This is a genomic window from Citrobacter sp. RHBSTW-00859 (genome assembly GCF_013729795.1).
Classification (GTDB): Bacteria; Pseudomonadota; Gammaproteobacteria; order Enterobacterales; family Enterobacteriaceae; genus Citrobacter; species Citrobacter braakii.
This window is the reverse complement of the sequence record NZ_CP056286.1, coordinates 23909-49513: the sequence shown is the minus strand read 5'-3', so window position 1 is coordinate 49513 and position 25605 is coordinate 23909. Positions and strand designations below refer to the sequence as shown.

General features: G+C 49.8%; 17 protein-coding genes and 6 pseudogenes. 11 read left to right on the top strand and 12 right to left on the bottom strand.

The features are described from left to right. The first annotated feature begins 129 nt into the window (after nucleotides 1-129). The 3 genes and pseudogenes from HV302_RS27845 to HV302_RS27835 all read left to right on the top strand — a co-directional run bounded on the left by HV302_RS27845 (nucleotide 130) and on the right by HV302_RS27835 (nucleotide 3257). Nucleotides 130-827, top strand: a protein-coding gene (locus tag HV302_RS27845; protein ID WP_223811526.1) for an IS1 family transposase whose coding sequence is annotated in 2 segments (ribosomal slippage) — nucleotides 130-379 and nucleotides 379-827 — 699 coding nt in all. Because the reading frame shifts where the segments join, the coding sequence is not laid out codon by codon here. Between the two features lie 9 nt (nucleotides 828-836). Beyond that, a pseudogene (locus tag HV302_RS27840) lies at nucleotides 837-1145 on the top strand (replication initiation protein); the annotation flags it as partial. Between the two features lie 1143 nt (nucleotides 1146-2288). Beyond that, complete coding sequence (locus HV302_RS27835; protein WP_077253318.1) at nucleotides 2289-3257, top strand: IS5 family transposase; 969 nt, start codon at nucleotides 2289-2291, stop codon at nucleotides 3255-3257. Between the two features lie 57 nt (nucleotides 3258-3314). On the opposite strand, the pseudogene HV302_RS27830 reads toward HV302_RS27835, so the two are convergent. The 5 genes and pseudogenes from HV302_RS27830 to HV302_RS27815 form a co-directional block, all read right to left on the bottom strand. Further along, a pseudogene (locus HV302_RS27830) lies at nucleotides 3315-3398 on the bottom strand (SOS response-associated peptidase); the annotation flags it as partial. A 605-nt stretch (nucleotides 3399-4003) separates the two neighbouring features. Beyond that, nucleotides 4004-4084 (bottom strand): annotated as a pseudogene (locus tag HV302_RS28710) (hypothetical protein); the annotation flags it as partial. A gap of 14 nt (nucleotides 4085-4098) precedes the next feature. After that, nucleotides 4099-5367, bottom strand: coding sequence for an IS4-like element ISApu1 family transposase (locus tag HV302_RS27825; RefSeq protein WP_011191342.1), 1269 nt, complete (start codon nucleotides 5365-5367; stop codon nucleotides 4099-4101). Nucleotides 5368-5684: 317 nt separating this feature from the next. Further along, nucleotides 5685-6056, bottom strand: coding sequence for a hypothetical protein (locus tag HV302_RS27820; RefSeq protein ID WP_004099020.1), 372 nt, complete (start codon nucleotides 6054-6056; stop codon nucleotides 5685-5687). A gap of 225 nt (nucleotides 6057-6281) precedes the next feature. Continuing rightward, nucleotides 6282-7772 (bottom strand): annotated as a pseudogene (locus HV302_RS27815) (Tn3 family transposase); the annotation flags it as partial. A gap of 60 nt (nucleotides 7773-7832) precedes the next feature. Here HV302_RS27815 and HV302_RS27810 point away from each other — a divergent pair. Then, nucleotides 7833-8980 (top strand): IS3 family transposase gene (locus tag HV302_RS27810; RefSeq protein ID WP_087770335.1). Its coding sequence is split into 2 segments (ribosomal slippage): nucleotides 7833-8070 and nucleotides 8070-8980, totalling 1149 coding nucleotides; the frame shifts between segments, so codons are not numbered across the junction. Between the two features lie 18 nt (nucleotides 8981-8998). Here HV302_RS27810 and HV302_RS27805 read toward each other — a convergent pair. Continuing rightward, a pseudogene (locus HV302_RS27805) lies at nucleotides 8999-10528 on the bottom strand (DUF4158 domain-containing protein); the annotation flags it as partial. A 159-nt stretch (nucleotides 10529-10687) separates the two neighbouring features. Here HV302_RS27805 and HV302_RS27800 point away from each other — a divergent pair. From HV302_RS27800 to HV302_RS27785, 4 genes are all read left to right on the top strand, one after another. Continuing rightward, on the top strand, nucleotides 10688-11260 hold the full coding sequence (locus HV302_RS27800; protein ID WP_117249888.1) for a recombinase family protein: 573 nt from the start codon (nucleotides 10688-10690) through the stop codon (nucleotides 11258-11260). A 78-nt stretch (nucleotides 11261-11338) separates the two neighbouring features. After that, nucleotides 11339-12532: an SIR2 family protein gene (locus HV302_RS27795; RefSeq protein WP_117249889.1), complete on the top strand. Its 1194-nt coding sequence runs from the start codon at nucleotides 11339-11341 to the stop codon at nucleotides 12530-12532. Further along, a complete protein-coding gene (locus HV302_RS27790) occupies nucleotides 12522-14282 on the top strand; it encodes an ATP-binding protein (protein ID WP_117249890.1) in 1761 nt (586 codons plus the stop codon). The genes HV302_RS27795 and HV302_RS27790 overlap by 11 nt, the downstream gene beginning before the upstream one ends. Before the next feature lie 16 nt (nucleotides 14283-14298). Continuing rightward, entirely contained in the window at nucleotides 14299-14511 is a 213-nt protein-coding gene (locus tag HV302_RS27785; protein WP_117249891.1) for a KTSC domain-containing protein, read from the top strand. A gap of 188 nt (nucleotides 14512-14699) precedes the next feature. On the opposite strand, the gene chrA is transcribed toward HV302_RS27785, so the two are convergent. From chrA to HV302_RS27770, 3 genes are all read right to left on the bottom strand, one after another. Further along, a complete protein-coding gene (gene chrA / locus HV302_RS27780; protein ID WP_117249892.1) occupies nucleotides 14700-16067 on the bottom strand; it encodes a chromate efflux transporter in 1368 nt (455 codons plus the stop codon). Further along, nucleotides 16060-16998: a chromate resistance protein ChrB domain-containing protein gene (locus tag HV302_RS27775; protein ID WP_007645340.1), complete on the bottom strand. Its 939-nt coding sequence runs from the start codon at nucleotides 16996-16998 to the stop codon at nucleotides 16060-16062. Before HV302_RS27775 ends, chrA begins: the two co-directional genes overlap by 8 nt. Nucleotides 16999-17155: 157 nt before the next feature. Continuing rightward, entirely contained in the window at nucleotides 17156-18163 is a 1008-nt protein-coding gene (locus tag HV302_RS27770) for a site-specific integrase (RefSeq protein WP_007645343.1), read from the bottom strand. 205 nt (nucleotides 18164-18368) lie between these two features. Here HV302_RS27770 and HV302_RS27765 point away from each other — a divergent pair, with 205 nt between their 5' ends. Then, nucleotides 18369-19424, top strand: a complete 1056-nt coding sequence (locus HV302_RS27765) for a DNA-binding protein (RefSeq protein ID WP_117249893.1) — start codon at nucleotides 18369-18371, stop codon at nucleotides 19422-19424. A gap of 221 nt (nucleotides 19425-19645) precedes the next feature. Here HV302_RS27765 and HV302_RS27760 read toward each other — a convergent pair whose 3' ends face one another. Continuing rightward, nucleotides 19646-22654 (bottom strand): Tn3 family transposase, encoded by a 3009-nt coding sequence (locus tag HV302_RS27760; protein ID WP_032651769.1) that lies wholly within the window; start codon nucleotides 22652-22654, stop codon nucleotides 19646-19648. Nucleotides 22655-22817: 163 nt separating this feature from the next. Between HV302_RS27760 and HV302_RS27755 the strand changes: the two genes are divergently transcribed. Next, a complete protein-coding gene (locus tag HV302_RS27755) occupies nucleotides 22818-23390 on the top strand; it encodes a recombinase family protein (RefSeq protein WP_001556711.1) in 573 nt (190 codons plus the stop codon). A 119-nt stretch (nucleotides 23391-23509) separates the two neighbouring features. Continuing rightward, nucleotides 23510-23803 (top strand): annotated as a pseudogene (locus HV302_RS27750) (ArsA-related P-loop ATPase); the annotation flags it as partial. A 30-nt stretch (nucleotides 23804-23833) separates the two neighbouring features. On the opposite strand, the gene arsC reads toward HV302_RS27750, so the two are convergent. Beyond that, nucleotides 23834-24259, bottom strand: a complete 426-nt coding sequence (gene arsC, locus HV302_RS27745) for a glutaredoxin-dependent arsenate reductase (RefSeq protein ID WP_000065758.1) — start codon at nucleotides 24257-24259, stop codon at nucleotides 23834-23836. A gap of 12 nt (nucleotides 24260-24271) precedes the next feature. Continuing rightward, the gene (gene arsB / locus HV302_RS27740) at nucleotides 24272-25561 is read right to left on the bottom strand and encodes an arsenite efflux transporter membrane subunit ArsB (RefSeq protein WP_000922630.1); all 1290 of its coding nucleotides are present in this window, start codon (nucleotides 25559-25561) and stop codon (nucleotides 24272-24274) included. Nucleotides 25562-25605 lie beyond the last annotated feature (44 nt).

The following is a 25605-nucleotide window of genomic DNA, read 5'->3' as shown; positions in this document are numbered from 1 at the left end:
CGGGGGGTATCCGGTAACGGGTATCCCTACCGCGACATATTTAACAGCGTGACGATAATCCAGATCGCCTGCCGGATAATGGTGCCAACTTACTGATTTAGTGTACGATGGTGTCTTTGAGGTGCTCCAGTGGCTTCCATCTCCATCAGTTGTCCCTCCTGCTCAGCTACTGAAGGCGTGGTGCGTAACGGTAAAAGTACTGCCGGACATCAGCGCTATCTCTGCTCTCACTGCCGTAAAACATGGCAGCTACAGTTCACTTACACCGCCTCTCAGCCCGGTACGCACCAGAAAATCATTGATATGGCCATGAATGGCGTTGGATGCCGGGCAACCGCCCGCATTATGGGCGTTGGCCTCAACACGATTTTACGTCACTTAAAAAACTCAGACCGCAGTCGGTAACCTCACGCATACAACCGGGCAGTGACGTCATTGTTTGCGCGGAAATGGACGAACAGTGGGGTTATGTCGGCGCTAAATCACGCCAGCGCTGGTTGTTTTACGCGTATGACAGGATACGGAGGACGGTTGTGGCGCACGTATTCGGTGAACGCACGTTGTCCACGCTGGAGCGTCTTCTGGGCCTGCTGTCGGCCTTTGAGGTCGTGGTATGGATGACGGATGGCTGGCCGCTTTATGAATCACGCCTGAAGGGAGAACTGCACGTTATCAGCAAGCGATATACGCAGCGAATTGAGCGGCATAACCAGAATCTGAGGCAGCATCTGGCAAGGCTGGGCAGGAAGTCACTGTCGTTCTCAAAATCGGTGGCGCTGCATGACAAAGTCATCGGGCATTATCTGAACATAAAACACTATCAGTAAGTTGGAGTCATTACCAACCAGTTCACCACCTACTCGCTCCGCGATTGTGGCAGTCTTCGAAATCCCCGGACGATCCGCCTTTATGAAAGTCTTGCTCAATTCAAATCTTCAGGCTTATGGGTTACTACTCATGCTTGGTTAAATGACCGTTTCGTCTTACCGGAATCCCAGCAGAAGAACTTGGCAGAGTTGAAACGATCTTTCCTTGATCCTGCACTCAAGCAGATAAATGAGAAAACACCTTTACTTGCTAAGTATAGTATTGATGATTCAGGAAAATTTCTGTTCTCAATAATTGATAAGCAAAATCCCGTCTGACATAAATCAGCACACATGAGCCTGTCATTTGACAAATTTTTGTCATGAAGATGGGCGGATTTCCACACAGCACCGGCGCCCGGTAAGGTGGGCGGATTCCCACACGGCACCGGCGCCCGGCAAGATGGGCGGATTTCCACACAGCACCGGCGCCCGGTAAGGTGGGCGGATTTCCACACAGCACCGGCGCCCGGCAAGGTGGGCGGATTCCCACACGGCACCGGCGCCCGGCAAGATGGGCGGATTTCCACACAGCACCGGCGCCCGGTAAGGTGGGCGGATTTCCACACAGCACCGGCGCCCGGCAAGGTGGGCGGATTCCCACACGGCACCGGCGCGCGGCAAGGTGGGCGGATTCCCACACGGCACCGGCGCGCGGCAAGGTGGGCGGATTTCCACACAGCACCGGCGCCCGGCAAGGTGGGCGGATTCCCACACGGCACCGGCGCGCGGCAAGGTGGGCGGATTCCCACACGGCACCGGCGCGCGGCAAGGTGGGCGGATTCCCACACGGCACCGGCGCGCGGCAAGGTGGGCGGATTCCCACACAGCACCGGCGCGCGGCAAGGTGGGCGGATTTCCACACGGCACCGGCGCCCGGCAAGGTGGGCCGATTCCCATATCGACATGTATGTAGCTTGTGTTATCTGTGGATTGTGCAGCTCAGCGGGTCGCTGGTCGTATGGCGGAGTGTCCCCCGTAACCGGCCGCGTGCGGCCGCTAACGCGCAGTACGGCGCCGCGTCCCGCAGACGGGCCGCCGTTCCCGCGCGCAGCACTGCGCACCCCCGTGGGGGACGTACGGCAGCTGCGTGGCGGTGAGCGGGATTAGGGCTTTGCAGCTACCGTGTTAAGTTCCCTGGTGTCGCTGAAATAGTTGATGAACATCCCCCTAAGCGTCAGCAGCAAGCTGCCGCCGCTTAGGCCCCGGAAATCACGCCCTTTACGTCGTAAACGCCGTAAAGCCCGCTCACCGGGGTTAAAAGGGATTACTTTGACTTCTTCATTGCTGTTCGCGAGTTAAGGCTAATCAGGGCAGGGGGTAGGGTGGCAGAATTTATAGCCCGGCAACCGGCTACGCCGGGCTTTCGGCGCCATTTTACAACACAGACGGCTTTGTTGAATAAATCGAACTTTTGCTGAGTTGAAGGATCAGATCACGCATCTTCCCGACAACGCAGACCGTTCCGTGGCAAAGCAAAAGTTCAAAATAACCAACTGGCCCACCTACAATAAAGCCCTCATCAACCGTGGCTCCATAACTTTCTGGCTGGATGATGAAGCTATTCAGGCCTGGTATGAGTCGGCAACGCCTTCATCACGGGGAAGACCTCAGCGCTATTCTGATCTCGCCATCACCACCGTTCTGGTCATTAAACGCGTGTTCAGGTTGACCCTGCGGGCTGCACAGGGTTTTATTGATTCCATTTTTACACTGATGAATGTTCCGTTGCGCTGCCCGGATTACACCAGTGTCAGCAAGCGCGCAAAGTCGGTTAATGTCAGTTTCAAAACGTTCACCCGGGGTGAAATCGCGCATCTGGTGATTGATTCCACCGGGCTGAAGGTCTTTGGTGAAGGCGAATGGAAAGTCAAAAAGCATGGCCAGGAACGCCGTCGTATATGGCGAAAGTTGCATCTGGCAGTTGACAGCAACACACATGAAATCATCTGTGCAAACCTGTCGCTGAACAATGTGACGGACTCAGAAGCCTTCCCGGGTCTTATCCGGCAGACTCACAGAAAAATCAGGGCAGCATCGGCAGACGGCGCTTACGACACCCGGCTCTGTCACGATGAACTGCGGCGTAAGAAAATCAGCGCGCTTATCCCACCCCGAAAAGGCGCGGGTTACTGGCCCGGTGAATATGCAGACCGTAACCGTGCAGTGGCTAATCAGCGAATGACCGGGAGTAATGCGCGGTGGAAATGGACAACAGATTACAACCGTCGCTCGATAGCGGAAACGGCGATGTACCGGGTAAAACAGCTGTTCGGGGGTTCACTGACGCTGCGTGACTACGATGGTCAGGTTGCGGAGGCTATGGCCCTGGTACGAGCGCTGAACAAAATGACGAAAGCAGGTATGCCTGAAAGCGTGCGTATTGCCTGAAAACACAACCCGCTACGGGGGAGACTTACCCGAAATCTGATTTATTCAACAAAGCCCGTAGGCAATATTTCGATCGGCTTCATTGGCGAGGAGAGAAAGATACTCTTCCCGCGTCATAGACTGAGAAAAACGTCCGCACATGGTTACCTCCAGTGGCCAGACTTAAAGTATAGATAATGCCGCGTCAGCGGCATGGAGGCGCCAGCTGAAGTTGAATGGAGTACTGCGGGTAAATGGCGCCGTCGCCCGGCGCAGCCGGCTGCTGTTTTGACAGGTTCTGCCTCACCCACCCCCTTCCCTGCAAAGCTATACCCGCTAAAAACGGCTCAGATGCCTCTGTACGCGGTCGGAGTGGTCCCGGCAAGGCGACAGCCGCAGTCGGGGCGTATCTCCGCGTTAGCGGGCCGTTAGGGCCGCTTACGAGCGTGTATCCCAGAACTTACCGCGACACTACTCACAGAGATGACGAAGAGTAGTTACAACACCCATTATTAAAAGCGACACTACTCCCGGCCTTCGGCCGGGGGCGGCGGCGCTTTTCAGTGGTGGGGAGGGGCTCCTGGCCGGCAAACCGGCGCCGGTTTTATGATGGATTTCCTTTTGAATGCTGTAACTAATGCAGTTCTTCCGCTGGGGCCCGACGCGAAGCGATGGGAGCTACTTTTATCTGAGCGACGCGGACGCGTGCGGCCGCTGTAAGCGAAGGCCTCATTGGGGAGCCCGCAGAATTCGGAAAAAATCGTACGCTAAGGTTTTCCGGGCATCCGTAAGGGCCGAAACTTCCCGTCTTCCAGTCTGCGGCTCTGCCGCCAGACGTAATCGCCGGTTCATGTACAGGACCTTAAGCGGCGAGTCCATTTAAAACGCCTTCCAAGGTCCTGTTCTGTATCGACTTTCTCTGCTTGGTTCGGCAGGCGTTCTTGGCCAAATAATCGGCAGCCCATTCCAATCTTTCCCTTATTTCTGTCAGCGCCCTATGGGCCACTGCTTCCAATAGCGGTAGCCACCACGTCGCACTGTTCTTCGACGCTTTCAGCATCGATAGCGCCCCACTCATCACACTCTGCGCGACCCGTCTCTTCATCACCAGCGACAGCAGGCTCGTCCACACCAACCCCTCGGCAATCGCTTTCTCGCCCGTCACAAACCCCTTGAGCCGGTTGTGCGATTTCCACTCTTTAAATAACAACTCCACCTGCCAACGGCAGCGATACAGGCTCATCACCTGCTCTGCTGACCATGCTGCTCGCGGTAGGTTCGTCATCCACAGACAGAACCGCTTTTCCTCAGCAAACCAGCGCCGGATCAACCGGTACTCGACCTGGCCGGACTTCACCACCATATCCAGTACCTCGGCCCGACAGCGTCGCCGTCCGGCCTCTCTCAGAGATAGTCCCGCCAGCTTGGGTACTTCCCGTCCATCACCGCGCCAGGCTTGGATTATCTTGGGGTTCAGGCTTTTCGTGCCGCGCACCAGATAAAATCCGCCAGCGTCGTTCACCTGCTCAAACCAAGCCCTGTCAATGTAACCTGCGTCAGCCAGCAGCAGGCAGTTGGTCAGCGTGTGGGCTTCAGGCAGAAATTGCCGTTCCCCTGCGGTATCGGCAGACACACTCATGCACAACGGGCTCTGCTCCGACAGTGACATGGTCATATGGCACTCGATAGCTGCCGGACTGATGGTCTTGAACCGGCCGGGAAAATCAGCAGCAAGGCGCCGATGCACCGCAAAGGAGGTGCCATCGTGCAGTAACACCTGCTTGAACGCGCCGAGGGAGGCTGCTTTGAGTTGATGGTCGATACGCAAGGCGATGGCCCGCTCGACCAGGGCTTTCATAAACAGGGCAAAGCTCTCTTTGCGCAGCTGATTGTGAAACGGTTTGTAAGAAACCTGATGGGTGTTTACCAGTTGCAAGGCATTGAAATGGCGGTGTAAACCGGCAATGTCATTGACCTGGTCGCCTCCCATGGCCCGCAGCAGTGCAGGTACGAGCATGGCTGGGGTAATGGCACGCTGACGCAGACAAAACTTGCAGAGCCGAGCAATGCGCTCGAGTGCGGCGGGAGCCAAGAGTTGCTCCAGATAGTAATTAGCGTTGATAATAGTCATAGGCTTCGCGCGTGTTGATTTTGTTTGGCGATAAAATCAGATCACAAACGAAGCCTTTTTTATATCTATTTCAATTGGTTGCCGCTAAAGATCCTGTACATGAGTGAGGGTTATGGTGGCTATATGCTGGATATTGCTATTCAGATGACAGCCATATGGGGAAGATTACAGGCGCCTGAAATAACAGCAGAGTATGGAGTGACTACCACGGCTGGAGGTTGGCACGGGCTGATACCCTCTCCCTTTGGGAGAGGGTTAGGGTGAGGGGAGCTGGCTGACCGGGTGTAGCAACCAGGCGGCATTACACCGCTGAATCTTCAGTTATTGAAATTCCACGCGATCGGCAGTTCGACGTCGAAGATAAGTGCATCCCCGTCGAGGCGAAAGGCCAGGCTGGTCTGGTGCTGGTCGTATTCGTTGATAATCAGGCAGCTCTCGGCGAAGTTGGACTCGTAGTTGATATGGGCCACTCCTTCACGGCCGTCAGCGAGTTCGATGCTGAGCACCCGCAGCGGGTTCTCCTGACTGAGGTTGACCCGGGTGTCCCCCACGTCCACCAGCCGTTCCAGCAGAGGGAAGAAATCTTGTCTGTGGGTCGTTATGGCCTGGGTGATGGCCTGCTCCAGCTCAGCCTGGGTGGCGAAGGGGCCGCCGAGTGGGTAGCGGGTCTGGATCCTTTCCTGAGTCATTGCGTTTCCTCCTGAACTGAGATGTGGCAACAGTTTGGCCGCTGCAGTGACCTGTCATGTACAGGATCTTTAGCTACAACCAATTGAAATAGATAGAAAAAAGGCTTCGTTTGTGATCTGATTTAATCGCAAAAAAAAACCGACACGCCCGAAGCCATGACTATTATCAATGCAACCCAGTACCTCAAGCAAGGGGTTTGAGGTCCAATGGGGCGAAAACCTACGCTAAGAGTCTACATATTCATTAACATGTTGATTTAAAGGCCTTAATTCACCATTCATCACGTTTTCAGACAAGGTGAATGAGTAATGCCCTAACATATTGATATGACCGTGCATCAGCGGTGATAATCTGGATATATCTTCTTCGTTAATTTCAGTAGGCTGGCTATCTGTATTAATATGTCCAAGGGCTTCCTGCATATACAGCGTATTCCATAAAACAACAGTATTTGTTACCAGTCCCAATGATCCAAGTTGATCCTCTTGCCCTTCGCGATAGCGTTTTCTGATTTCACCACGTTGACCATGGCAAATGGCGCGAGCCACACTGTGTCTCCCTTCACCCCGGTTTAGTTGCGTTAGTATTCGGCGACGATAATCTTCATCATCAATATAATTCAGCAGGTATAGCGTTTTATTTATTCGCCCAGCTTCAATGATGGCCTGCGCCAAACTAGACGGGCGCGTGCTCTTCAATAAACTACGGATTAGCTCTGATGCTTGTACAGTTCCCAATTTAAGAGAACCCGCAATCCGCATCATATCGTCCCAGTTAGCCTCAATCAGTGCTAGATTGATGCAACCACGGGCCAATTCATCGAGAGGGCCGTAATTCGCATTTTTATCCACTCGCCAGAAAACGGCATCTCCGGCATCCGCCAGACGTGGGGAAAACTGGTATCCCAACAACCAGAACAGACCGAATATCAAATCACTGGCACCTGCTGTATCAGTCATAATTTCCTGTGGATTTAACCCCGTTTGCTGTTCAAGTAAACCCTCCAGAACAAAGATTGAGTCTCTCAACGTACCTGGGACAACAATGCCGTGAAAACCAGAAAACTGATCGGAGATAAAGTTGTACCAGGTAATTCCACGATCAGAGCCAAAGTATTTTCTATTGGGTCCGGCGTTAATCGTTTTTACTGGCGTAACAAAACGCATACCATCAGCAGATGCGACCTCTCCACCACCCCATCGCTGAGCGAGACTGAGCGTAGCCTGGTAATCAACCAGGCGAGCATTCGCTTTGATAAGGGTTTCTGACCGAAAATAATTTTGTTTCACCCAACTAAGACGATGCCGGGTTAATGATGGAATATTGTGCTTAATTAATGGTTCAAAGCCAATGTTGCAGGCTTCTGCCAGTAATACAGCACAAATGCTGATATGCAGATCTTTCGCTCGCGCATTAGACTCGCTGACATGAGTAAATTCTTCGGCAAATCCTGTATGGGCATTGATTTCCAGTAAGAGCTCAGTCAGATCCACCAAAGGTAAAAGACCTCTGACTTGTCTGTTGAGAGCTATCAGACTTGGTGATTCATCCAGTTTCTCTAGGCTGCTGATAGTCAACGTAGGATGTTTCCCCCCGTATTCGATATGGACTGACGCATTATCATCAAAGCTATCAGCTACCGCTTTCCAGGCAAAATCTAACTGCTGAGCAAGCTTTTCTGTTGCCTGCTGAGCATTGACAGGGTGGCCTAATGAATCGCCACGGGTTTAACAGACACCTCAGAGTCATTTAAGATGGCTTAAAGAGAGGTGCCCATGAGCGGTAAGCGTTATCCCGAAGAGTTTAAAATTGAAGCAGTCAAACAGGTTGTTGATCGCGGTTATTCTGTTGCCAGCGTTGCAACACGTCTCGATATCACCACCCACAGCCTTTACGCCTGGATAAAGAAGTACGGTCCGGATTCTTCCACTAATAAAGAAGAGTCAGATGCTCAGGCCGAGATCCGCCGTCTCCAGAAAGAGCTGAAGCGGGTTACCGACGAACGGGACATATTAAAAAAAGCCGCGGCGTACTTCGCAAAGCTGTCCGACTGAGGTACGCCTTTATCCGTGACAACACCTGTTGCTGGCCTGTTCGCCTGCTCTGTCGGGTGCTGGATGTTCATCCCAGTGGTTTTTACGCCTGGCTTCAGCAGCCGCATTCACAACGCCATCAGGCAGACCTGAGACTGACAGGACAGATTAAACAGTTCTGGCTGGAATCGGGATGCGTCTATGGTTATCGCAAAATCCATCTGGATCTGCGGGACAGCGGGCAACAGTGCGGAGTGAACAGAGTCTGGCGACTGATGAAACGTGTCGGGATAAAGGCTCAGGTCGGATACCGGAGCCCGCGGGCACGTAAAGGCGAGGCCAGTATCGTGTCGCCCAACAGGCTCCAGCGACAGTTCAACCCGGATGCTCCGGATGAGCGTTGGGTAACGGACATAACCTACATCAGGACCCACGAAGGCTGGCTGTATCTTGCCGTGGTTGTTGATCTGTTCTCACGCAAAATTATCGGCTGGTCCATGCAATCCCGGATGACAAAGGACATTGTCCTGAACGCACTGCTGATGGCTGTATGGCGGCGTAATCCCCAAAAACAGGTGCTGGTTCATTCGGATCAGGGCAGTCAGTACACAAGCCATGAGTGGCAGTCGTTCCTGAAATCACACGGCCTGGAGGGCAGCATGAGCCGTCGCGGTAACTGCCATGATAATGCGGTTGCAGAAAGCTTTTTCCAGTTGTTGAAACGCGAACGGATAAAGAAAAAGATCTACGGAACGCGGGAAGAAGCCCGCAGCGATATTTTTGATTACATCGAAATGTTTTATAACAGTAAGCGTCGGCATGGTTCTAGCGATCAGATGTCACCGACAGAATATGAAAACCAGTATTATCAACGGCTCGGAAGTGTCTAGATTATCCGTGGCGATTCATAATGCTCGACAGACAGAGACGCGTTGAGCTTGCCATTCTGTCCCTTGTAATAGCTTTGACCGTGGATCTCCCCAACGATCGCTATTCTCAAGATAAATATCCCGCCGCCTTAATGCATCCTGAAACCGCTCAAGTAGACATAGTGAATAGCCAGGCCGTCTTACTCGGCCTTCTTCGTCAAAAACCAAACGCTTCCAGGGGCCGGTAATAATATTTTTTGGAGCATCGTCAAGGATGTGCTTTCTTGAAGCGCCTAGCGACGATAAATAGTTAAAAGCTGCCAGAGTATGTTCTCCCGCCGGGGCGGCCAGAAAAGTTAATTCCCGAAGAACTCTGGGTAGAAAACGGCGAACGCGCCCATATTGTTCAATCATTTCATCTTGGAAATTATTGTCTGCCGGTCGGGCCAACTCATTGACCATTTTTACCGACTCAGCCAGTCTTTCTTTGGAAATGCAGGAAAAAATTGATTTTCGGAGGTGGGAATCATCAGTTACCTCATCCAGCAGGAGTGCACAGGCTTTTGCCAGTATCAACGAAGAGCGGTCCAAATCCTTCAACGTCCTCAACCGCTTCTTTTGCCCTGCTTTTTTAGCCTCTCCCGCAATATTAGTGATTAGCATATCCAAAACATCGATGGCTTCATCCAGCGCAATGACCTCCAATGATTTAACAAAGGCAATAAGTATCGCTGTACGTTTCTTCATGGGGATACGAACTATCTTTTTTACCGAGGTTACATTGGCATAGCGAGCAAGACTTTTTAGCTGAGCCGGTGGAAGGCCTGTAAAATCAAGTTGCTGAAAACCCAGTTGGTGCAATTTGTTATAACGATCAAGTGCATCGTTAAATGCAGGACTACTGACTGTCACAGGACCTTTTTTCAGTTGCTCGAACATGGATACTCTCTGACCTTCACTAAAGCTCAGTAATTCATCCAGTTGTCGTTTCTGTTCATCATTGGGCAATGCCAGTAATCTTTGCCAAAGACGGTTTGCTGCTCGTTCGCGGATTTCGGTGATCACTCTGGAGAGTGTTGTGGTTCCTGGTAATAAAATTTTATGCTGTACCAGCCATGCGGTGGCGAAATCGAACATCAGGCTGGGGCGTTCATTGCTAATCCAGGCTCGGGTATACAGCAACCGGTTCAATCTGAATGTCCACGGAAACTCCCCGAACTCATGATAGTGATAATATTTTTTGATTTGAGCATAATGCTCCCAGCGGGTTGGTTCTCGTTTTGCGTATTCAGCCAGAATATCAGTCCGACTGATTGAAAGCTGCGTGGCAACAAAGGTTTGTACATTGTGCGGAACCAGAGCCAAATCAGGCAGGAACGCTCCTAAAAATCGGACGGATGTTAGTTGAAGGGCTATACCAAGACGGTTTTGGTCCCCGCGCCTTTGTGCGATGAATATCAGGTCATTTTCATCCAGAATAAAATAACGGGAAAGTTGTACCTCGTTCGGCTCTGCCGCATAACGCCCATAATTTTGCTTCTGCTCTTCAGTCAAAAAATCGATAGGCATCCAGCACTCCTTGCGTAACTATGACTTAGGTCTATTTTTAACTATCTCAAATGTTATAAGTTTTGAGACCGCTCAAAACGACGTCAAACATGAGTATCAAAAATCGCGATTTATACTTTATGATACTACGCAGTATCAATATCGATTTGTGAGACCAATATGGCATTACTGGGATATGCAAGAGTATCAACCAGCCATCAGAAACTGACGGTACAGATCACGGAACTGAAATCTGTCGGTGTCAGAGATGACCGGATTTTTACTGATATGATGTCAGGAGCCACGGATGAGCGCGAAGGGTTACAGCGACTGCTCGCCCGTGCAGAAAAGGATGACATCATTATTTGTACCAAAATGGATCGGCTTGGCCGCAATACCGCAGACATGATCCACATTGTTGATGCTTGCTATAAAAAGGGAATAGCCATTCGTTTTCTGGAGAACGGACTAAGTACAGAAGGAACTATGGGGAAAATGGTGATTCAAATTTTGGCAGCTGTTGCAGAAGCAGAACGAGAACGTATTCTGGAACGTACTAATGACGGCAGAATTGTTGCGATGGCATCCGGTGTCAAATTTGGACGGAAGCCGCACTCGAAAGCAGCACTTGTCAGACAACTTATCAATCAAAAGCAATCAGAAAAAATAATTCTAGAAAAAACAGGGGTTTCTCGGGCTACTTATTTTCGGCTAAAAAAATCTGAAAATAATCAAAAATCATCAGAAAGATAATATTAATCATGATTTAAAAAGAACTATTATAAGCAGAGAACAAGTCATACAACAAATTATGATAAGGAATTAAAAGCTATGGAAGAAATAAATCTAATTAAAGAAATTCGTGAGCTAAAAAGTCAACTATCCTACGCTAAAAACATTGGTTTCTTTATGGGGGCCGGTACCTCCTGCGCTTTAGGCTTGCCAAATATATCTCAATTGACTGTTCAGGTCGAAAGTGCATTAACAGAACCATTGTTGGATTATTTTAATGTTATTAAAACTGACTTATCTAAGCCTGATGAAACAATTAGCATTGAAGATATTCTTAATCAGATAAGACGGATTCGAGAAATTACTGAAGAAAGGCCTGATAGAGAATTCCTCGGAGTTTCTGGCATAAACGCACGTGATCTGGATGTTGAAATTTGTAAAAATATTTATAATATAATTACAGAAAAAGAAGCCGACGCTAATCTGACTGCACCAAAGAAATTTTTCGCATGGTTAAACATGCAAAACAGAGATTTTTCAAAAGAAATTTTTACTACAAATTATGATCTGGTAATAGAGAAATCCCTCGAAGCTATTCGCGCACCATATTTTGATGGTTTTGTTGGTTCTTACGAACCATTTTTTTGGCAAGAAAGTGTCGAAACACTCGTTCGTAGAAACGACCTAACTCAGAACTGGATTCGATTATGGAAGATACATGGTTCTCTTAGCTGGTTTTGGAAAAAAAGAGACAATCTTAAATCGCATAAAGTTATACGCCTTGGGAAAATAGATAAAATTGAAGAAGAGAAAAATGAGATAGTCATCTATCCATCAAAAGAAAAATATGACCTATCACGTAGGCAACCGTTTTTGGTTTACTTCGACCGCCTTAAAAACTATCTGCTTAGTGGCGAGCTCTTATTCATTTTCACTGGATATTCTTTTTTAGATCAGCATATAAATGAAATTATTTTTAATTGTTTAAGGCAAAACAACAGACTTAGTGTTGTTGTCTTTTTTTATGCAGACAGTGAAGTCAAAAAATTGCATTCACTCTCGGCTGGATATCTAAATTTGTCTGTATTCGGACCAACTACTGCGATTATAAACGGAACGTTAGGGAAATGGTCACTTGATCAATCCGAGCTAAAAAACAAAGAAAAGTGTGATGGTTTTTGGAATACCGAAGATGAACAGTTCTTGCTTGGCGATTTTAACTATTTGGTTGAGTTCTTAGTTGGAAATTCTGGCCGTAGCAGCGAGATTGAGGTATCTATAAATGAAGACTGACTCTACATATTTAGGAAAGGTTATTCGTGTGGATTCCAGTACTGTAGAGGTGGAAGTTTCATCAGAAATACCTTCCGCAGCGCCAATAATTAATGGTCGATTGTATAAAATTGGTCAGATCGGCACATTTGTAAAAATGCCAATGGGAAATATTACTATCTACGCTATCGTTGCTGCGGTAAGTGACAGACCATTTGCAGATAGCAGTGATGATGAGCATAGAGTGAGCTCAAAATTCCTTTCAGTACAACTAATTGGAGAAAAAATAGGTGACAGTGAGTTTGAGAAAGGAGTGGGTACTTATCCTACAATAGGTGATGAAGTACATCTTGTAATTGAACACGACCTATTTGAAATCTATGGGGAAAAGGATGCTGGTTCCATTGAAATTGGGAAACATTCTTCATCTGAAAATTTAGGTGTTTATGTAGATACTCATAATTTAATTTTACGTCACTGTGGTATTTTGGGATCAACAGGTAGCGGAAAATCCAATACTACTGTCAGTATTCTGAAATCTATTCTACATGGTTATGTTGGTTCAAGGATTATATTGGTAGACCCACATGGCGAATATTCCTCTGCTTTTCCCGATGCCAAGGTTCTTAAAATTAACGAAGAAGGTTCTCCATTAATAATACCTTTCTGGTTGATGACCTTTGAAGAACTAGCATATTTCTTAGTAGGTGCCGATCATCGTGATGAGCAGAAAATAGAATATCGTTTACTGAGGGACCTCGTAACTGAACTAAAGAAAGAAAATATAAATTTAAAGGCCGGTGTTGTTAATGTAGATCTTGTTACAGCGGATTCGCCTATTCCTTTTAGCGCAAGGCGGTTATGGCATGAGATGAATTGGTGTCTTAACGCATCATTTTCTTCTACAACGAAAGATGAGCAAACCAAGAAAACTGCTCAAGAAAAGAATGCTGGAGACGCAGAAACATTGACACCAGCGACATTTGAGCCTTATTCAATGAGTAGTACAGCACCTTATAAGTCTAAACATATGGAGTATTTTTCTTATGAGAAAAAATTACTTTCTCGGCTAAGAGATACGAGATATGATTTTTTGTTCAATCCTGGAGATTATAAAACGGCAGATTCTGAAAAAGATTTGCATGATTTACTAGCGGATTGGATAGGATGTGAGCAGAGATTAACAATACTAGATCTTAGCGGTGTCCCATTTGAAGTACTAGACATAACTATAGGCTTGATTACACGGTTTGTTTACGACAGCATGTTTTGGGGACGTAAAGAATCATATACCGGTAAGCAAAGACCACTGCTCTTAGCATTCGAGGAAGCTCATACGTATCTAGGAAAAAATGATAAGAGTAATTATTCAAAAGCTGCGGTTGAAAAAATATTTAAAGAGGGTAGAAAATTTGGCGTAGGAGCATTAGTTATTTCTCAACGCCCCTCAGAGTTGTCGGAGACTATAATTTCCCAAATTGGCACGCTGATAGCTCTTCGGCTTACCAATTCAAGTGACCAATCTATAGTGAAATCATCGGCGCCCGATAATCTAAATAGTCTTATGGACCTTCTAGCATCTTTGCGTATAGGTGAGGCCGTTATTTCAGGTGAAGCTATAAAAATTCCATCTCGAGTTAGATTGAAATTGAATCATCCAAGACCAACCAGTGAAGATCCGAAGTTGATCGAATGTTGGACAAAAGAATTCCCTCAAGATGCTGATAACTATAAAACCGTTGTGACTAAAATACGTGAACAGAAAATCTAACCAAAGGAGTGTAAAAATGGAAAGAAGAAGTATTTCATCAAGCATGATTCGGAGTATCGGGTACGATGAATCTATTTCTACATTAGAGATTGAATTTAATAGTGGTGCTGTCTGGAACTACTATGATTTCTCGCTTACAAGTTGGTACGAGTTTGATGGGGCAGAATCACACGGTAAATTTTTCCATAGCTTCATAAAGAATAATTATCGTGAGTCTCAAGTAGGATAACCTATAAGTGAACTGCCACCGAATCATAACAGTGGTCGGTGGTAGTCACTGATTGCATCTTATTATGGTAGAGCAACTAATTGTTTAATAATGTTTTTATTTTATTTCCTGTCGCTTAGCGTAGGTTTTCGCCCCATTGGCCCTCAAACCCCGTGTAAGCAATGAGTTCGAGCAGATCGAAAGATGACTTAATTAATCCCCATTAACGACACCGCAAGCCCAACAAGCGCCGACATGCCAATCACCTTCATCACATTCATTTTGTAACGAAATAATGCGATACCCGCTGCAACAGCAATTACCGCTGATATCCATTCAAACCGCCCATCAAAGCCTTCTGGCCACAAAATGTGGTAACAGAAAAACAGGGCGAGATTCAAGATCACACCTACCACCGCCGCCGTGATGGCCGTGAGTGGCGCAGTGAATTTCAAATCATTGTGCGTCGTTTCAATAAAGGGGGCACCCGCAAAAATAAAAATAAACGAGGGCAAGAAGGTAAACCAGGTGACAATGGTGGCGGCTACTGCGCCCGCGAGAAATACCATGTCGGTGCCAAATACGGCTTGTACATATCCCCCAATAAAACCGACAAAGGCCACCACCATAATCAGCGGCCCTGGTGTGGTTTCACCGAGCGCGAGGCCATCGATCATTTGCGTGGGCGTGAGCCAACCATAGTGGCCGACCGCACCCTGATAAACATAGGGCAATACCGCATAGGCACCACCGAAAGTGAGTAGTGCCGCTTTGGTAAAGAACCAGGCCATTTGTGTCAGTGTGTGATCCCAACCGAAATAACTCCAAAGTGCAAACAGCGGAACAGCCCAGAGTAATGCACCGGAGACCAAGATCATGCTGAAACGCGACCAGCGGAACATGGCGTGCGCGGGCGTGGGTGTGTGATCATCGAATAACGCGGTGCCGAAGGATTTATCAGCCTTGCCATGGCCACCGCCGCTGTTGAAGTAGTCAGGTAGAAACCGCCCACCCAAATAACCAATCAGTGCCGCTGCAATCACGATGTAAGGGAATGGGATATTGAGTGCAAAAATGGCCACAAACGCGGCGGCAGCAATCGCCCACATCACATTATTTTTCAACGCGCGTGAACCAATGCGATGGGCGGCATGCACGACGATGGCAGTCACCGCCGGTTTGATACCGTAGAACAAACCGGCTACCCAACTTACGTCGCCGTAAGCGATATATACCCACGAGAGTCCAATCAAAATGAAGAGTGATGGCAACAAAAACAGCACACCCGCCACTATACCGCCCCAGGTACGATGCATTAACCAGCCAATGTAAGTGGCAAGTTGTTGCGCCTCCGGACCAGGCAACACCATGCAGTAATTGAGCGCATGCAAAAACCGTTTTTCGCTGATCCAGCGCCGGCGCTCCACCAGCTCCTGGTGCATGATGGCTATTTGGCCTGCCGGGCCACCAAAGCTGACAAACCCGAGCTTTAACCAGAAACGGAAGGCCTCCCAAAAACTGACCGGCGCAGGCGCTTCAACCGGCTGGTGAGCTATTAATTCGGTGGTGTTACTCATGGTGTGTTTCCTTATCTGTAAAAGCAGCCAGTAAGGCATCGAAGACACCATTAGCCGTGGCGATGAGTTGATCGTCGTCATGAATACTGTTGCGCAATCCCCACAGGATTTGCTCCAGCCCACTGGCTTCACTGGGCTGGATACCCCCTACGTCCAGAAAATGCACCAAGGCTCCCAAGCGCGTTAAGCCGGGGTGATCGAGCCTAAAACTGTCAAGCAGAACCTCAAAAGTGACCTTGCCATTCAGGTGAGTGAAACTGGCTCCGTCAAAATCAAAGCCCAGCGCATCGGCGGGACAATCCTTCGGTGCTTGCAACCACACAAAGCGAGCCTCCGGATCGATAAAACGGCGGATTAGCCAGGCACAGGCAAGGCGATCCACCCAGGGGCGTTGACGGGTTGCCCATAACCGCCCGCGATAGAGGCTGATATCCAACCGTGGGATTTCACCGGTGTGCTCATGGGGTTCGTTGGGCGATAACTGGCGATTGAGCTGAAGTTCAAGCTGTTGCAGCGCCTGCTGGGTTTGTGCCTGCGCTTCACCGGGGAAAAAATCCGTTGCGGCGATAGCGGTGAAGTTTTTGCGCAGTTTACGCAGCTGTCTGGTTGCTTCTTGCAGGGAACTACTGGCCAATTCTTTTATTGGGGGCAGCTCGTGTAAAAGATGGGCGTAATCATCCTGACGATCAAACAGGCCGCTGAATTGGCCAGCATCTTCGGTATCGACCAGGAGCACATAGGCTGAGCCTTCACTTGCCTCTACTTCTTGCAGCAAGCCATCGAACAATTGCTGATGTTCTGGTCGATGGGGAAGCAGATAAACGCCGTCACGCAATACTGCTGCACCGGAGGACTTGAGGGTTCGCCATACCCGCATACGCACTGTCGCGTTTTGGGTGGGCAGGGATAAGATCAGTAATACCCATTTCATATATTGTAGATCTAGTTACACAAAGGTAGGAAAATCTACAATATTTTATCGATGGTGTAAAGCGGCCAGAATGATCCATGATCGTGGCGGTAACATTACCAGCTTTGGTATTTGGGTTTGGCCCGATACATTGATTCTGCCCCGAATGTTGACCGAATCATTCAGCATCCATCAGGGTTGCCATCTTCTCCATTAAGATAATTGACGCATTATTGCTGAGCTGCTGGCCTTCCTCGATATACTCCCAGACGGTGGCATCGCTCTTCCAGCCGCCTTGTTTCTTGATCAACTCAAAATCCACTCGCTCACGCGCTGCCGATGTGGATAACCCTCTACGGAAACTGTGGCTACTGAGTTCAGGCACAAAATCAAACTCACAGGCTTGCCCCAGCGTTTTGAGCAAAGCATTGACCGCACCTGGAGCCAGCGCTTTTTCCTGAATGTGATCCCAGCGGTTGGTGGGACGAAACACCGGACCGTTGGTGATGCCCGCTGCATCTAACCAAGTTTTCACGGCGGTAGCCGGACAACAAGCGGCCTTTCCGTAAGGTAAAGCTCGCATTAAACCCATGCCTTGCTGGTCGGTCTTGGAGCGCGGCAACCGGATGAGTAGCCCCTCCGGCTCCCAAACCAGATCATTGACCTGAAGAGCAACCAGCTCACTGCGACGCAAGGCGCCGAAGAACCCGGTGAGTACCAAGGCAATATCCCGGTATTTCTTTTTGTTGTCCGGTAAGTGCCGCAAGTAATTTACTAGTTGGGCGATGTGCTCCAAGCGCAACGCCTTGGCCTTGCGCTTGGGCTGTCCATGGGTGCGGCGAATGCCCTCCATGGTTTTACATACCAGCGGATCGCGAACCGGGTCAGTCAACCCTTGGTAGTGGTGCCATTGGCTAACGGCCGTGAGGTGAAGGGCGAGAGTCCGGCTATTCAGCACATCGGCCTTGGCCACCAGGTAACGCACCAGAGTATCCCGATCCGTGGGCAACCGCCCGCCCCATTTTTCGAACTGCCGAATCGCTGAACGGTAGGCCGTTCGCGTGTTATTGGAGGTCGCCGCTTGCAGATAGTGGCGCAGTGAGTCGGATTCTGCCAGCGACGGCAAAACTGATTGCTCACTACGCAATGGCGAATCCGATGTGAGTTTGGGTGTGTAGTTATCCATGGTTATCCCTTTTCTGTGGGTCGCTGGAAGGCACCAATGTACTGGTGTTACAAACATCAATTTTTCATTTCTCACTCATAACCCACGATAACATTCATTATCGAAGGTTACTATTTAATTTTTATTGGCTGCATAAAAGTCAATATATTATGTTATATTACGTGCTATGTAATACGTTACTAAATAATCACCGAGGGAAACTGTCATGGCTCGCGCCGGAATCACTTACTACGATGTCTCGAAAGCCGCAGAGGCTATCAAAATCCAGAACCAGGAGCCTACCGTAGATCGTGTCCGCGAGCATTTGGGAACCGGCAGCAAAAGCACCATTGCACCACTACTCAAGCGCTGGCGGTCAGATAATGGGGAGGTGGTCGATGTGAGCGGGTTGCCGAATGATCTCGTCGAGGTAGTAAAAGCCTTACATGAACGGGTTCAGCAGATGGCCGACCAGCGCATCGCGCAATCCCGCGACGAATTCAAGGCATCGAATGATCAACTCCGGAAAGAATTGACTGAGGCCCGTAACAGCATCGCGCAGCTTACCGACCGCCAACAGGATCTGAACGCCCAGCTATCGCAAATTACCGAAGCAAAAGCCCTGCAAAGCAAGTCCCTGGAAGATGTACGCATTAAGCTAGCAACGGCAGAGGCTCAACGCGACGAAGCCCTTTCACGAACTGCTGAATTAAAGGAAAGCGTTGCAGAACTCAAGCAGGAAAATAAGGATATTCGTGATCACTTTGAACACTACCAGCAACGCACCGCCGAAGATCGGCAGCAGGAACGCGAGCAATTCCACGTGGTTAACCAGGGCCTGAAAGACCAGATTCAAGACCTGCAACACCGGCTCATCCAAGCCGAGTCAAGCGCGTCCGAACTGATAGACACTAATGCGCACTTACAACGACAAACGCATGAGCTCGAACAGGCCAATGCGATGAACAAAAGCACCTTGGATAGACAAGTGGTCGATATCGAGAACTTGGAGCATCGACTTAACGACGCCTCGGCAAAAAGCCGGGAGCAGCAACATAAAAGTGAACAACTGGCGGATAATATTGCCGCACTTACCAGCCAGAAAGCAGATGCCGATAAGCAAGTGGCCGTACTATCCCAAGCATTGGAGGCCACTAAAACGGATCTGATAGTCTCTCAGAATAGAGTGGAAGCTCTGTCCGATGAGAACAGGTTGATTCTTCAGGAAAAAGCGGTGATTCAGGGACAGCTTAAGCAGCTTCAGGATTCGCTATCTCGGTAAGGATTTTATCCAGCCTTTGTCAGAAAAGCTAAATGAATCAATGTCTTATTTGCAAAGTGGCTAATTCCAACGCTTTTACCGGCCGGACCTCATATTGCGTCTAACCCGTACAATCTTTTTCAGGCAGCTTGAATGACTGCCACCTTTTTTTCGTCGCCGGCAGCTGATGGCCAACGCGGGCGCCCAACGGGGTTTGAGGGCCAATGGAACGAAAACGTACGCTAAGAAGTTAATTCATTGTTTAAATTGAAATTTAGTTCTCTCAGTTCCCCCTTCAAAATATCCTCCGGTAGCGTAAACGTATAATGCCCCAGCATATTGATATGCCCGTGCATCAGTGGGGACAACCGGGCGATATCTTCAACCCCGATTTCTTCTCCATTACTGCGTATCCAGCTCAGGGCTTCCTGCATATAAAGTGTGTTCCACAGTACCACTGCGTTAGTGACCAGGCCCAGTGCCCCCAGCTGATCTTCCTGACCTTCACGATAGCGCTTTCTGATCTCACCGCGCTGCCCGTAGCAGATCGCCCTCGCCACAGCATGGCGGCCTTCCCCCCGGTTTAGCTGCGTCAGGATCCGCCGACGATAATCCTCATCATCAATATAATTAAGAAGGTACAGCGTCTTGTTGACGCGCCCCACTTCCATGATCGCCTGTGCCAGCCCTGATGGGCGCGAGCTTTTCAGCAAAGAGCGAATGAGTTCTGAAGCATGAATGGTGCCCAGTTTCAGCGAACCGGCGGTTCGCATCATCTCATCCCACTGATCCTCGGCTTTCGACAGATCGGCACAACCACGTGCCAGTTCGTCCAGTGCACCGTAATTTGCCGATTTATCCACTCGCCAGAATACCGCTTCACCGGCATCGGCAAGCCGGGGGGAAAACTGGTATCCCAGCAGCCAGAAGAGGCCAAAAATAATGTCGCTGGTACCGGCTGTGTCTGTCATGATCTCAACCGGATTCAGCCCTGTCTGCTGCTCCAGAAGGCCTTCCAGCACAAAAATGGAATCTCGTAATGTGCCGGGGACAACGATGCCGTGGAATCCAGAGTACTGATCAGAGACGAAGTTGTACCAGGTGATGCCACGTCCGGAACCAAAATATTTTCTGTTAGGTCCTGAATTGACGGTTTTCACCGGCGTGACAAAGCGCATGCCATCAGCTGAAGCCACTTCGCCACCACCCCAGCGGCCAGCAAGCTCCAGTGTGGACTGAAAATCAACCAGGCGGGCATTGGCGCTGACCAGCGTTTCTGCCCGGAGGTAATTCTGTTTTACCCAGCTAAGCCGGTGGCGCGTCAGCGCCGGTATATTGTGCTTTATCAGCGGTTCCAGCCCGATATTGCAGGCCTCTGCCATCAGGACCGCGCACAGGCTGATGTGCAGATCCTGTGCCCGGGCCCCGGATTCACTGACATGCGTAAACTCACGTGTAAATCCCGTTCTGGCATCTATTTCAAGCAACAGTTCCGTCAAATCTACTGGCGGGAGTAGCAGCCTTACCCGACTGTTGAGACGATGCAACGATGTTGGCTCCTCCAGTTTCTCCAGGCTGCTGATAGTCAGGGAAGGATGTTTACCGTCATGGCAAATATGAACCTCCGCATTTCCTTCAAAGCGGGATGCGACGGTTTTCCAGGTTTCATCTAGCTGGACCGCCAACTGTTGCACGCCTTTATGTCCATCAGTGGGATGTCCCAGCGCCCGGCAAACGGGGACCCGCTGAGCCTGCCATTCTTCCCCCTGCAACAGCTTCTCGCGGGGATTTCCCCAGCGATCGCTGTTTTCGAGCCAGATGTCCCTTCGACGTAGTGCATCCTGAAGGCGCTCCAGCAGACAAAGCGAGTAACCGGCACGCTGTATCCGGCCCTCCGCATCGTATACCAGGCGTTTCCAGGGGCCGGTAATAATATGTTCAGGCGCATTGTCCAGGATGCGCTTTTTCGAGCCGTTCAGTTCGGTCAGATAATGAATGGCGGACAACGTATGTTCTCCGGCTGGCGCTGCCTGGAAATGCAGGTCGCGCAATACCGCCGGAAGAAAGCGCTTTACCCGCCCGTACTGCTCCACCATTTCGTCATGGAAATTGTTGTTCTGAGGCCGGGCCAGCTCATTTACCTTGCAGACGGATTCTGCCAGCCTGCTTTTCGGTATGCTGTTGAATATGGTCTCCCTCAGTTCAGCATCGTCAGCCTGTTCATCCAGCAACAATGAACATGCCCGCGCCAATATTAGCGCAGCACGATCAAGATCTTTAAGCGTCCTGAGCCGTTTTTTCTGCCCCGTTTTCTTCGCCGCACGAGTGATATCCAGTATCAGCATATCGAGCACATCAACGGCCTCATCCAGCGCCGCAGTCTCCTGCGCTTTAACGAATGCTGTGAGTACGGCCAGTTTTCTCTGCTGTGGCATTCGCGCGATATATTTTACCGACGCCATGCCTGCGTAACGGGCCAAATTACGCAGTTGTATAGCAGGCAGACCGGTAAAATTCAGTCGGGAAAATTCCAGGTTTCGCAGCCGGATATACCGCTCCAGCGCTTCGGTAAATGCCGGGCCGCTGACGGTGACCGGTCCCTTTTTCAGTTGCTCCAGCGGTGAAGTACGCTGCCCCTCAGGAATGTCCAGAAGCTCCGTCACGCGGGCGGTCTGCCAGCTGTCCGGCAACGCGGCCAGTTTCTTCCACAGCCGCTGATTTGCCCGTTCGCGTATTTCACTGACGAGACGTACAAGTGTGGTTGCTCCGGGCAGCAGGACCTTATTCTGAAGCAGCCACGCGGTGGCAAAATCAAACATAAGGCCGGGTCGCTCATTACTGAGCCATGCGCGGGTGTACAGCAGGCGCTTCAGGCGGAAAGACCAGGGGAAATCGCCAAATTCATGGTAACCGTAATATTCCTTAATCAGCGCAGTATGCTCTCTGAGGGTGGTAACCCGTTCTGCGTAGCGGGTAAGGACTTCTGGACGGCGAATATTAAGCTGCACCGCGACAAATTGCTGAACACCTGGCAGAACCCGGGTTAAGTCTGTCAGAAAGGTGCCCAGAAAACGGGCGGTGGTGAGCTGAAGCGCAATTCCCAGCCGGTTATGCCTTCCCCGCCGCTGGTTAATGAAGGCAAGATCCCGCTCATCAAGATGAAAATAGCGCGCCAGCTGCACGTCATTGGGTTCTGCAACATAGCGACCATAATTCAGTTCCTGCTCAGTGGTCAGAAAATCGACGGGCATACCGGCCTCCCTGCCTGATGGTCATGAATTAACAATTTCGCAACCGTCCGAAATATTATAAATTCTCGGACACACTAAAATGGTGTTGTCTAGGTGTCTATTAAATCGATTTTTTGTTATAACAGACACCCACTGTCCGATATTTGATTTAGGATACATTTTTATGCGACTTTTTGGTTACGCACGGGTATCAACAAGCCAGCAGTCCCTCGATATTCAGATCAAGGGGCTTAAAGAGGCGGGGGTGAAAGCCAGTCGCATATTTACCGACAAAGCATCCGGCAGTTCTACCGACAGGAAAGGACTGGATCTGCTGCGAATGAAGGTGGAGGAAGGTGACGTCATCCTGGTGAAGAAACTCGACCGGCTTGGCCGCGACACTGCCGATATGATCCAACTGATAAAAGAATTCGACGCTCAGGGAGTCGCGGTCCGATTCATAGACGACGGGATCAGCACCGACGGTGAAATGGGGAAAATGGTTGTGACCATTCTTTCAGCTGTAGCCCAGGCCGAACGCAGGAGGATTCTGGAGCGTACGAACGAAGGACGGCAGGAGGCCAGGCTGAAAGGTATCCGGTTTGGCCGAAAGCGCATCATCGACAGAAATAGTGTACTGGCACTTCATCAGCAGGGAACTGGTGCAACAGATATTGCCCGCCGGCTCAGTATTGCCCGTTCCACTGTTTATAAAATTCTGGAAGATGAGAGCCGGGTTAATCTGAGCAAAATTTGAGGACGAACATGAGTGATGTAAAGGCATTCAACAATTGCATGAGTGTGTTCTGGCGACAGCATGAAGCCGAATTCTCTCGCTTTCTGACATCGAAGACAGGTGATAGCGAAAAAGCAGCAGACCCGGAGAAGACGAAGGTGATTATCGTGACGCTTGCCGAAACGACACCTGTACTGGAAGCCGCTAACCTGCAGCAGGATCTACGCCGAGCTGGCATCGAGCCGTGGGCATGGGTCGTTAATAACAGCCTGGCAGCTGCTCAACCGTCTTCGCCTTTCCTGAAGATCAGGGCGAACCGCGAGCTGCCTCTCATCTCTGATGTGGAAGAGCAGTATGCAAAGCGTATTGCATTAACAGCGCTACAGAGCGAAGAGCCGGTTGGTATTGACCTGCTGGAAGAAATGGCGAAGTAATAATGAAGGGGGCAAATGCCCCCTTCGTCTTTATTTCAGTCTTTTACCTGAATCATCAACGACTTTTTCACCGTCTTCCTTGGTGAAAGCCGCTTTCTGGGCATCTGGAAGGATATCGAGAACAACCTCTGAAGGACGGCAAAGTTTAGTTCCCAGTGGCGTCACTACGATCGGACGGTTGATCAGAATCGGATGCTGTAGCATAAAGTCGATGAGCTGGTCGTCAGTAAATTTATCTTCTGCAAGACCCAGTTCCTCATACGGCTCGACGTTCTTACGCAGCAAAGCCCGGACGGAAATGCCCATATCCGCAATGAGTTTGAGCAGCTCATCGCGTGAAGGTGGAGTCTCAAGGTAAAGAATAACGGTCGGCTCGATACCGCTGTTGCGGATCATCTCCAGCGTATTACGCGACGTGCCGCAGGCTGGGTTGTGATAAATGGTGATGTTGCTCATATCAGTATCTCATTACAAAGTGAAAGAGAGACGTAGCGCCAGCGCGGCCAGCGTTACAAACAGCACAGGCAGAGTCATGACGATCCCGGTGCGGAAATAGTATCCCCATGTGATGGTCATGTTCTTCTGTGAAAGGACATGCAGCCAGAGCAACGTTGCCAGGCTACCAATAGGTGTAATTTTCGGTCCAAGATCGCAGCCAATCACGTTGGCAAAAATCATCGCCTCTTTGATAACGCCTGTTGCAGTGCTGCCATCAATAGAGAGAGCACCAACCAGCACGGTAGGCATATTGTTCATGATGGAAGAGAGGAAAGCCGTCAGGAAGCCAGTACCAAACGTCGCGGCCCAAAGTCCTTTATCTGCCAGCACGTTCAACACACCGGAGAGGTATTCTGTTAGTCCGGCATTACGCAGACCATAGACCACCAGATACATTCCCAGAGAGAATATGACGATCTGCCATGGCGCACCGCGAAGCACTTTGCCAGTGTTAATGGCATGGCCTCGCTTCGCCACCGCAAACAGAATGACAGCCCCTACAGCAGCAATCGCACTGACCGGGATACCCAACGGCTCAAGGACGAAAAAGCCAACCAGAAGAAGGATCAACACTATCCAGCCGGTTCTGAAGGTTGCCAGATCTTTAATCGCTTTTGCCGGTGCTTTCAGGAGAGCCAGGTCGTAAGTTGGCGGAATATCTTTGCGGAAGAACAGATGCAGCATCACCAGCGTGGCGATAATGGCTGCGATATCCACCGGCACCATTACCGACGCATACTCAGTGAAACCCAGCCCAAAGAAGTCTGCAGAAACGATGTTAACCAGGTTGGACACGATAAGCGGCAGACTGGCCGTATCGGCAATAAACCCGGCGGCCATGACAAATGCCAGCGTAGTGCCTTTGCTGAAACCTAATGCAAGCAGCATGGCGATAACAATTGGCGTCAGAATCAATGCCGCACCATCGTTGGCAAACAGTGCCGCCACCGCTGCGCCGAGCAAAACGATATAGGTAAACAGCAAACGCCCGCGACCGTTACCCCAACGTGAAACGTGCAGCGCCGCCCATTCGAAAAAGCCCGATTCATCGAGCAGAAGGCTGATAATAATCACGGCAATAAAGGTCGCCGTCGCATTCCAGACAATATTCCACACTACAGGGATATCACCAAAATGGACTACGCCAGAGATCAGCGCCAGTACCGCGCCCAGCGTCGCACTCCAGCCGATCCCTAATCCCTTCGGTTGCCAGATAACCAAAACGATGGTCAGGACAAAAATAGCGCCTGCCAGTAACATAAATCCTCCAGACAGGACGGCTTTGCCGCCCTGTATATACAAAA

Bases quoted from the DNA above. Each gene is read 5' to 3' on its own strand.
- HV302_RS27825 (WP_011191342.1), bottom strand. From the start codon at position 5,367: ATGACTATTATCAACGCTAATTACTATCTGGAGCAACTCTTGGCTCCC.
- HV302_RS27820 (WP_004099020.1), bottom strand. From the start codon at position 6,056: ATGACTCAGGAAAGGATCCAGACCCGCTACCCACTCGGCGGCCCCTTC.
- HV302_RS27800 (WP_117249888.1), top strand. From the start codon at position 10,688: ATGGCATTACTGGGATATGCAAGAGTATCAACCAGCCATCAGAAACTG.
- HV302_RS27795 (WP_117249889.1), top strand. From the start codon at position 11,339: ATGGAAGAAATAAATCTAATTAAAGAAATTCGTGAGCTAAAAAGTCAA.
- HV302_RS27790 (WP_117249890.1), top strand. From the start codon at position 12,522: ATGAAGACTGACTCTACATATTTAGGAAAGGTTATTCGTGTGGATTCC.
- HV302_RS27785 (WP_117249891.1), top strand. From the start codon at position 14,299: ATGGAAAGAAGAAGTATTTCATCAAGCATGATTCGGAGTATCGGGTAC.
- chrA (WP_117249892.1), bottom strand. From the start codon at position 16,067: ATGAGTAACACCACCGAATTAATAGCTCACCAGCCGGTTGAAGCGCCT.
- HV302_RS27775 (WP_007645340.1), bottom strand. From the start codon at position 16,998: ATGAAATGGGTATTACTGATCTTATCCCTGCCCACCCAAAACGCGACA.
- HV302_RS27770 (WP_007645343.1), bottom strand. From the start codon at position 18,163: ATGGATAACTACACACCCAAACTCACATCGGATTCGCCATTGCGTAGT.
- HV302_RS27765 (WP_117249893.1), top strand. From the start codon at position 18,369: ATGGCTCGCGCCGGAATCACTTACTACGATGTCTCGAAAGCCGCAGAG.
- HV302_RS27760 (WP_032651769.1), bottom strand. From the start codon at position 22,654: ATGCCCGTCGATTTTCTGACCACTGAGCAGGAACTGAATTATGGTCGC.
- HV302_RS27755 (WP_001556711.1), top strand. From the start codon at position 22,818: ATGCGACTTTTTGGTTACGCACGGGTATCAACAAGCCAGCAGTCCCTC.
- arsC (WP_000065758.1), bottom strand. From the start codon at position 24,259: ATGAGCAACATCACCATTTATCACAACCCAGCCTGCGGCACGTCGCGT.
- arsB (WP_000922630.1), bottom strand. From the start codon at position 25,561: ATGTTACTGGCAGGCGCTATTTTTGTCCTGACCATCGTTTTGGTTATC.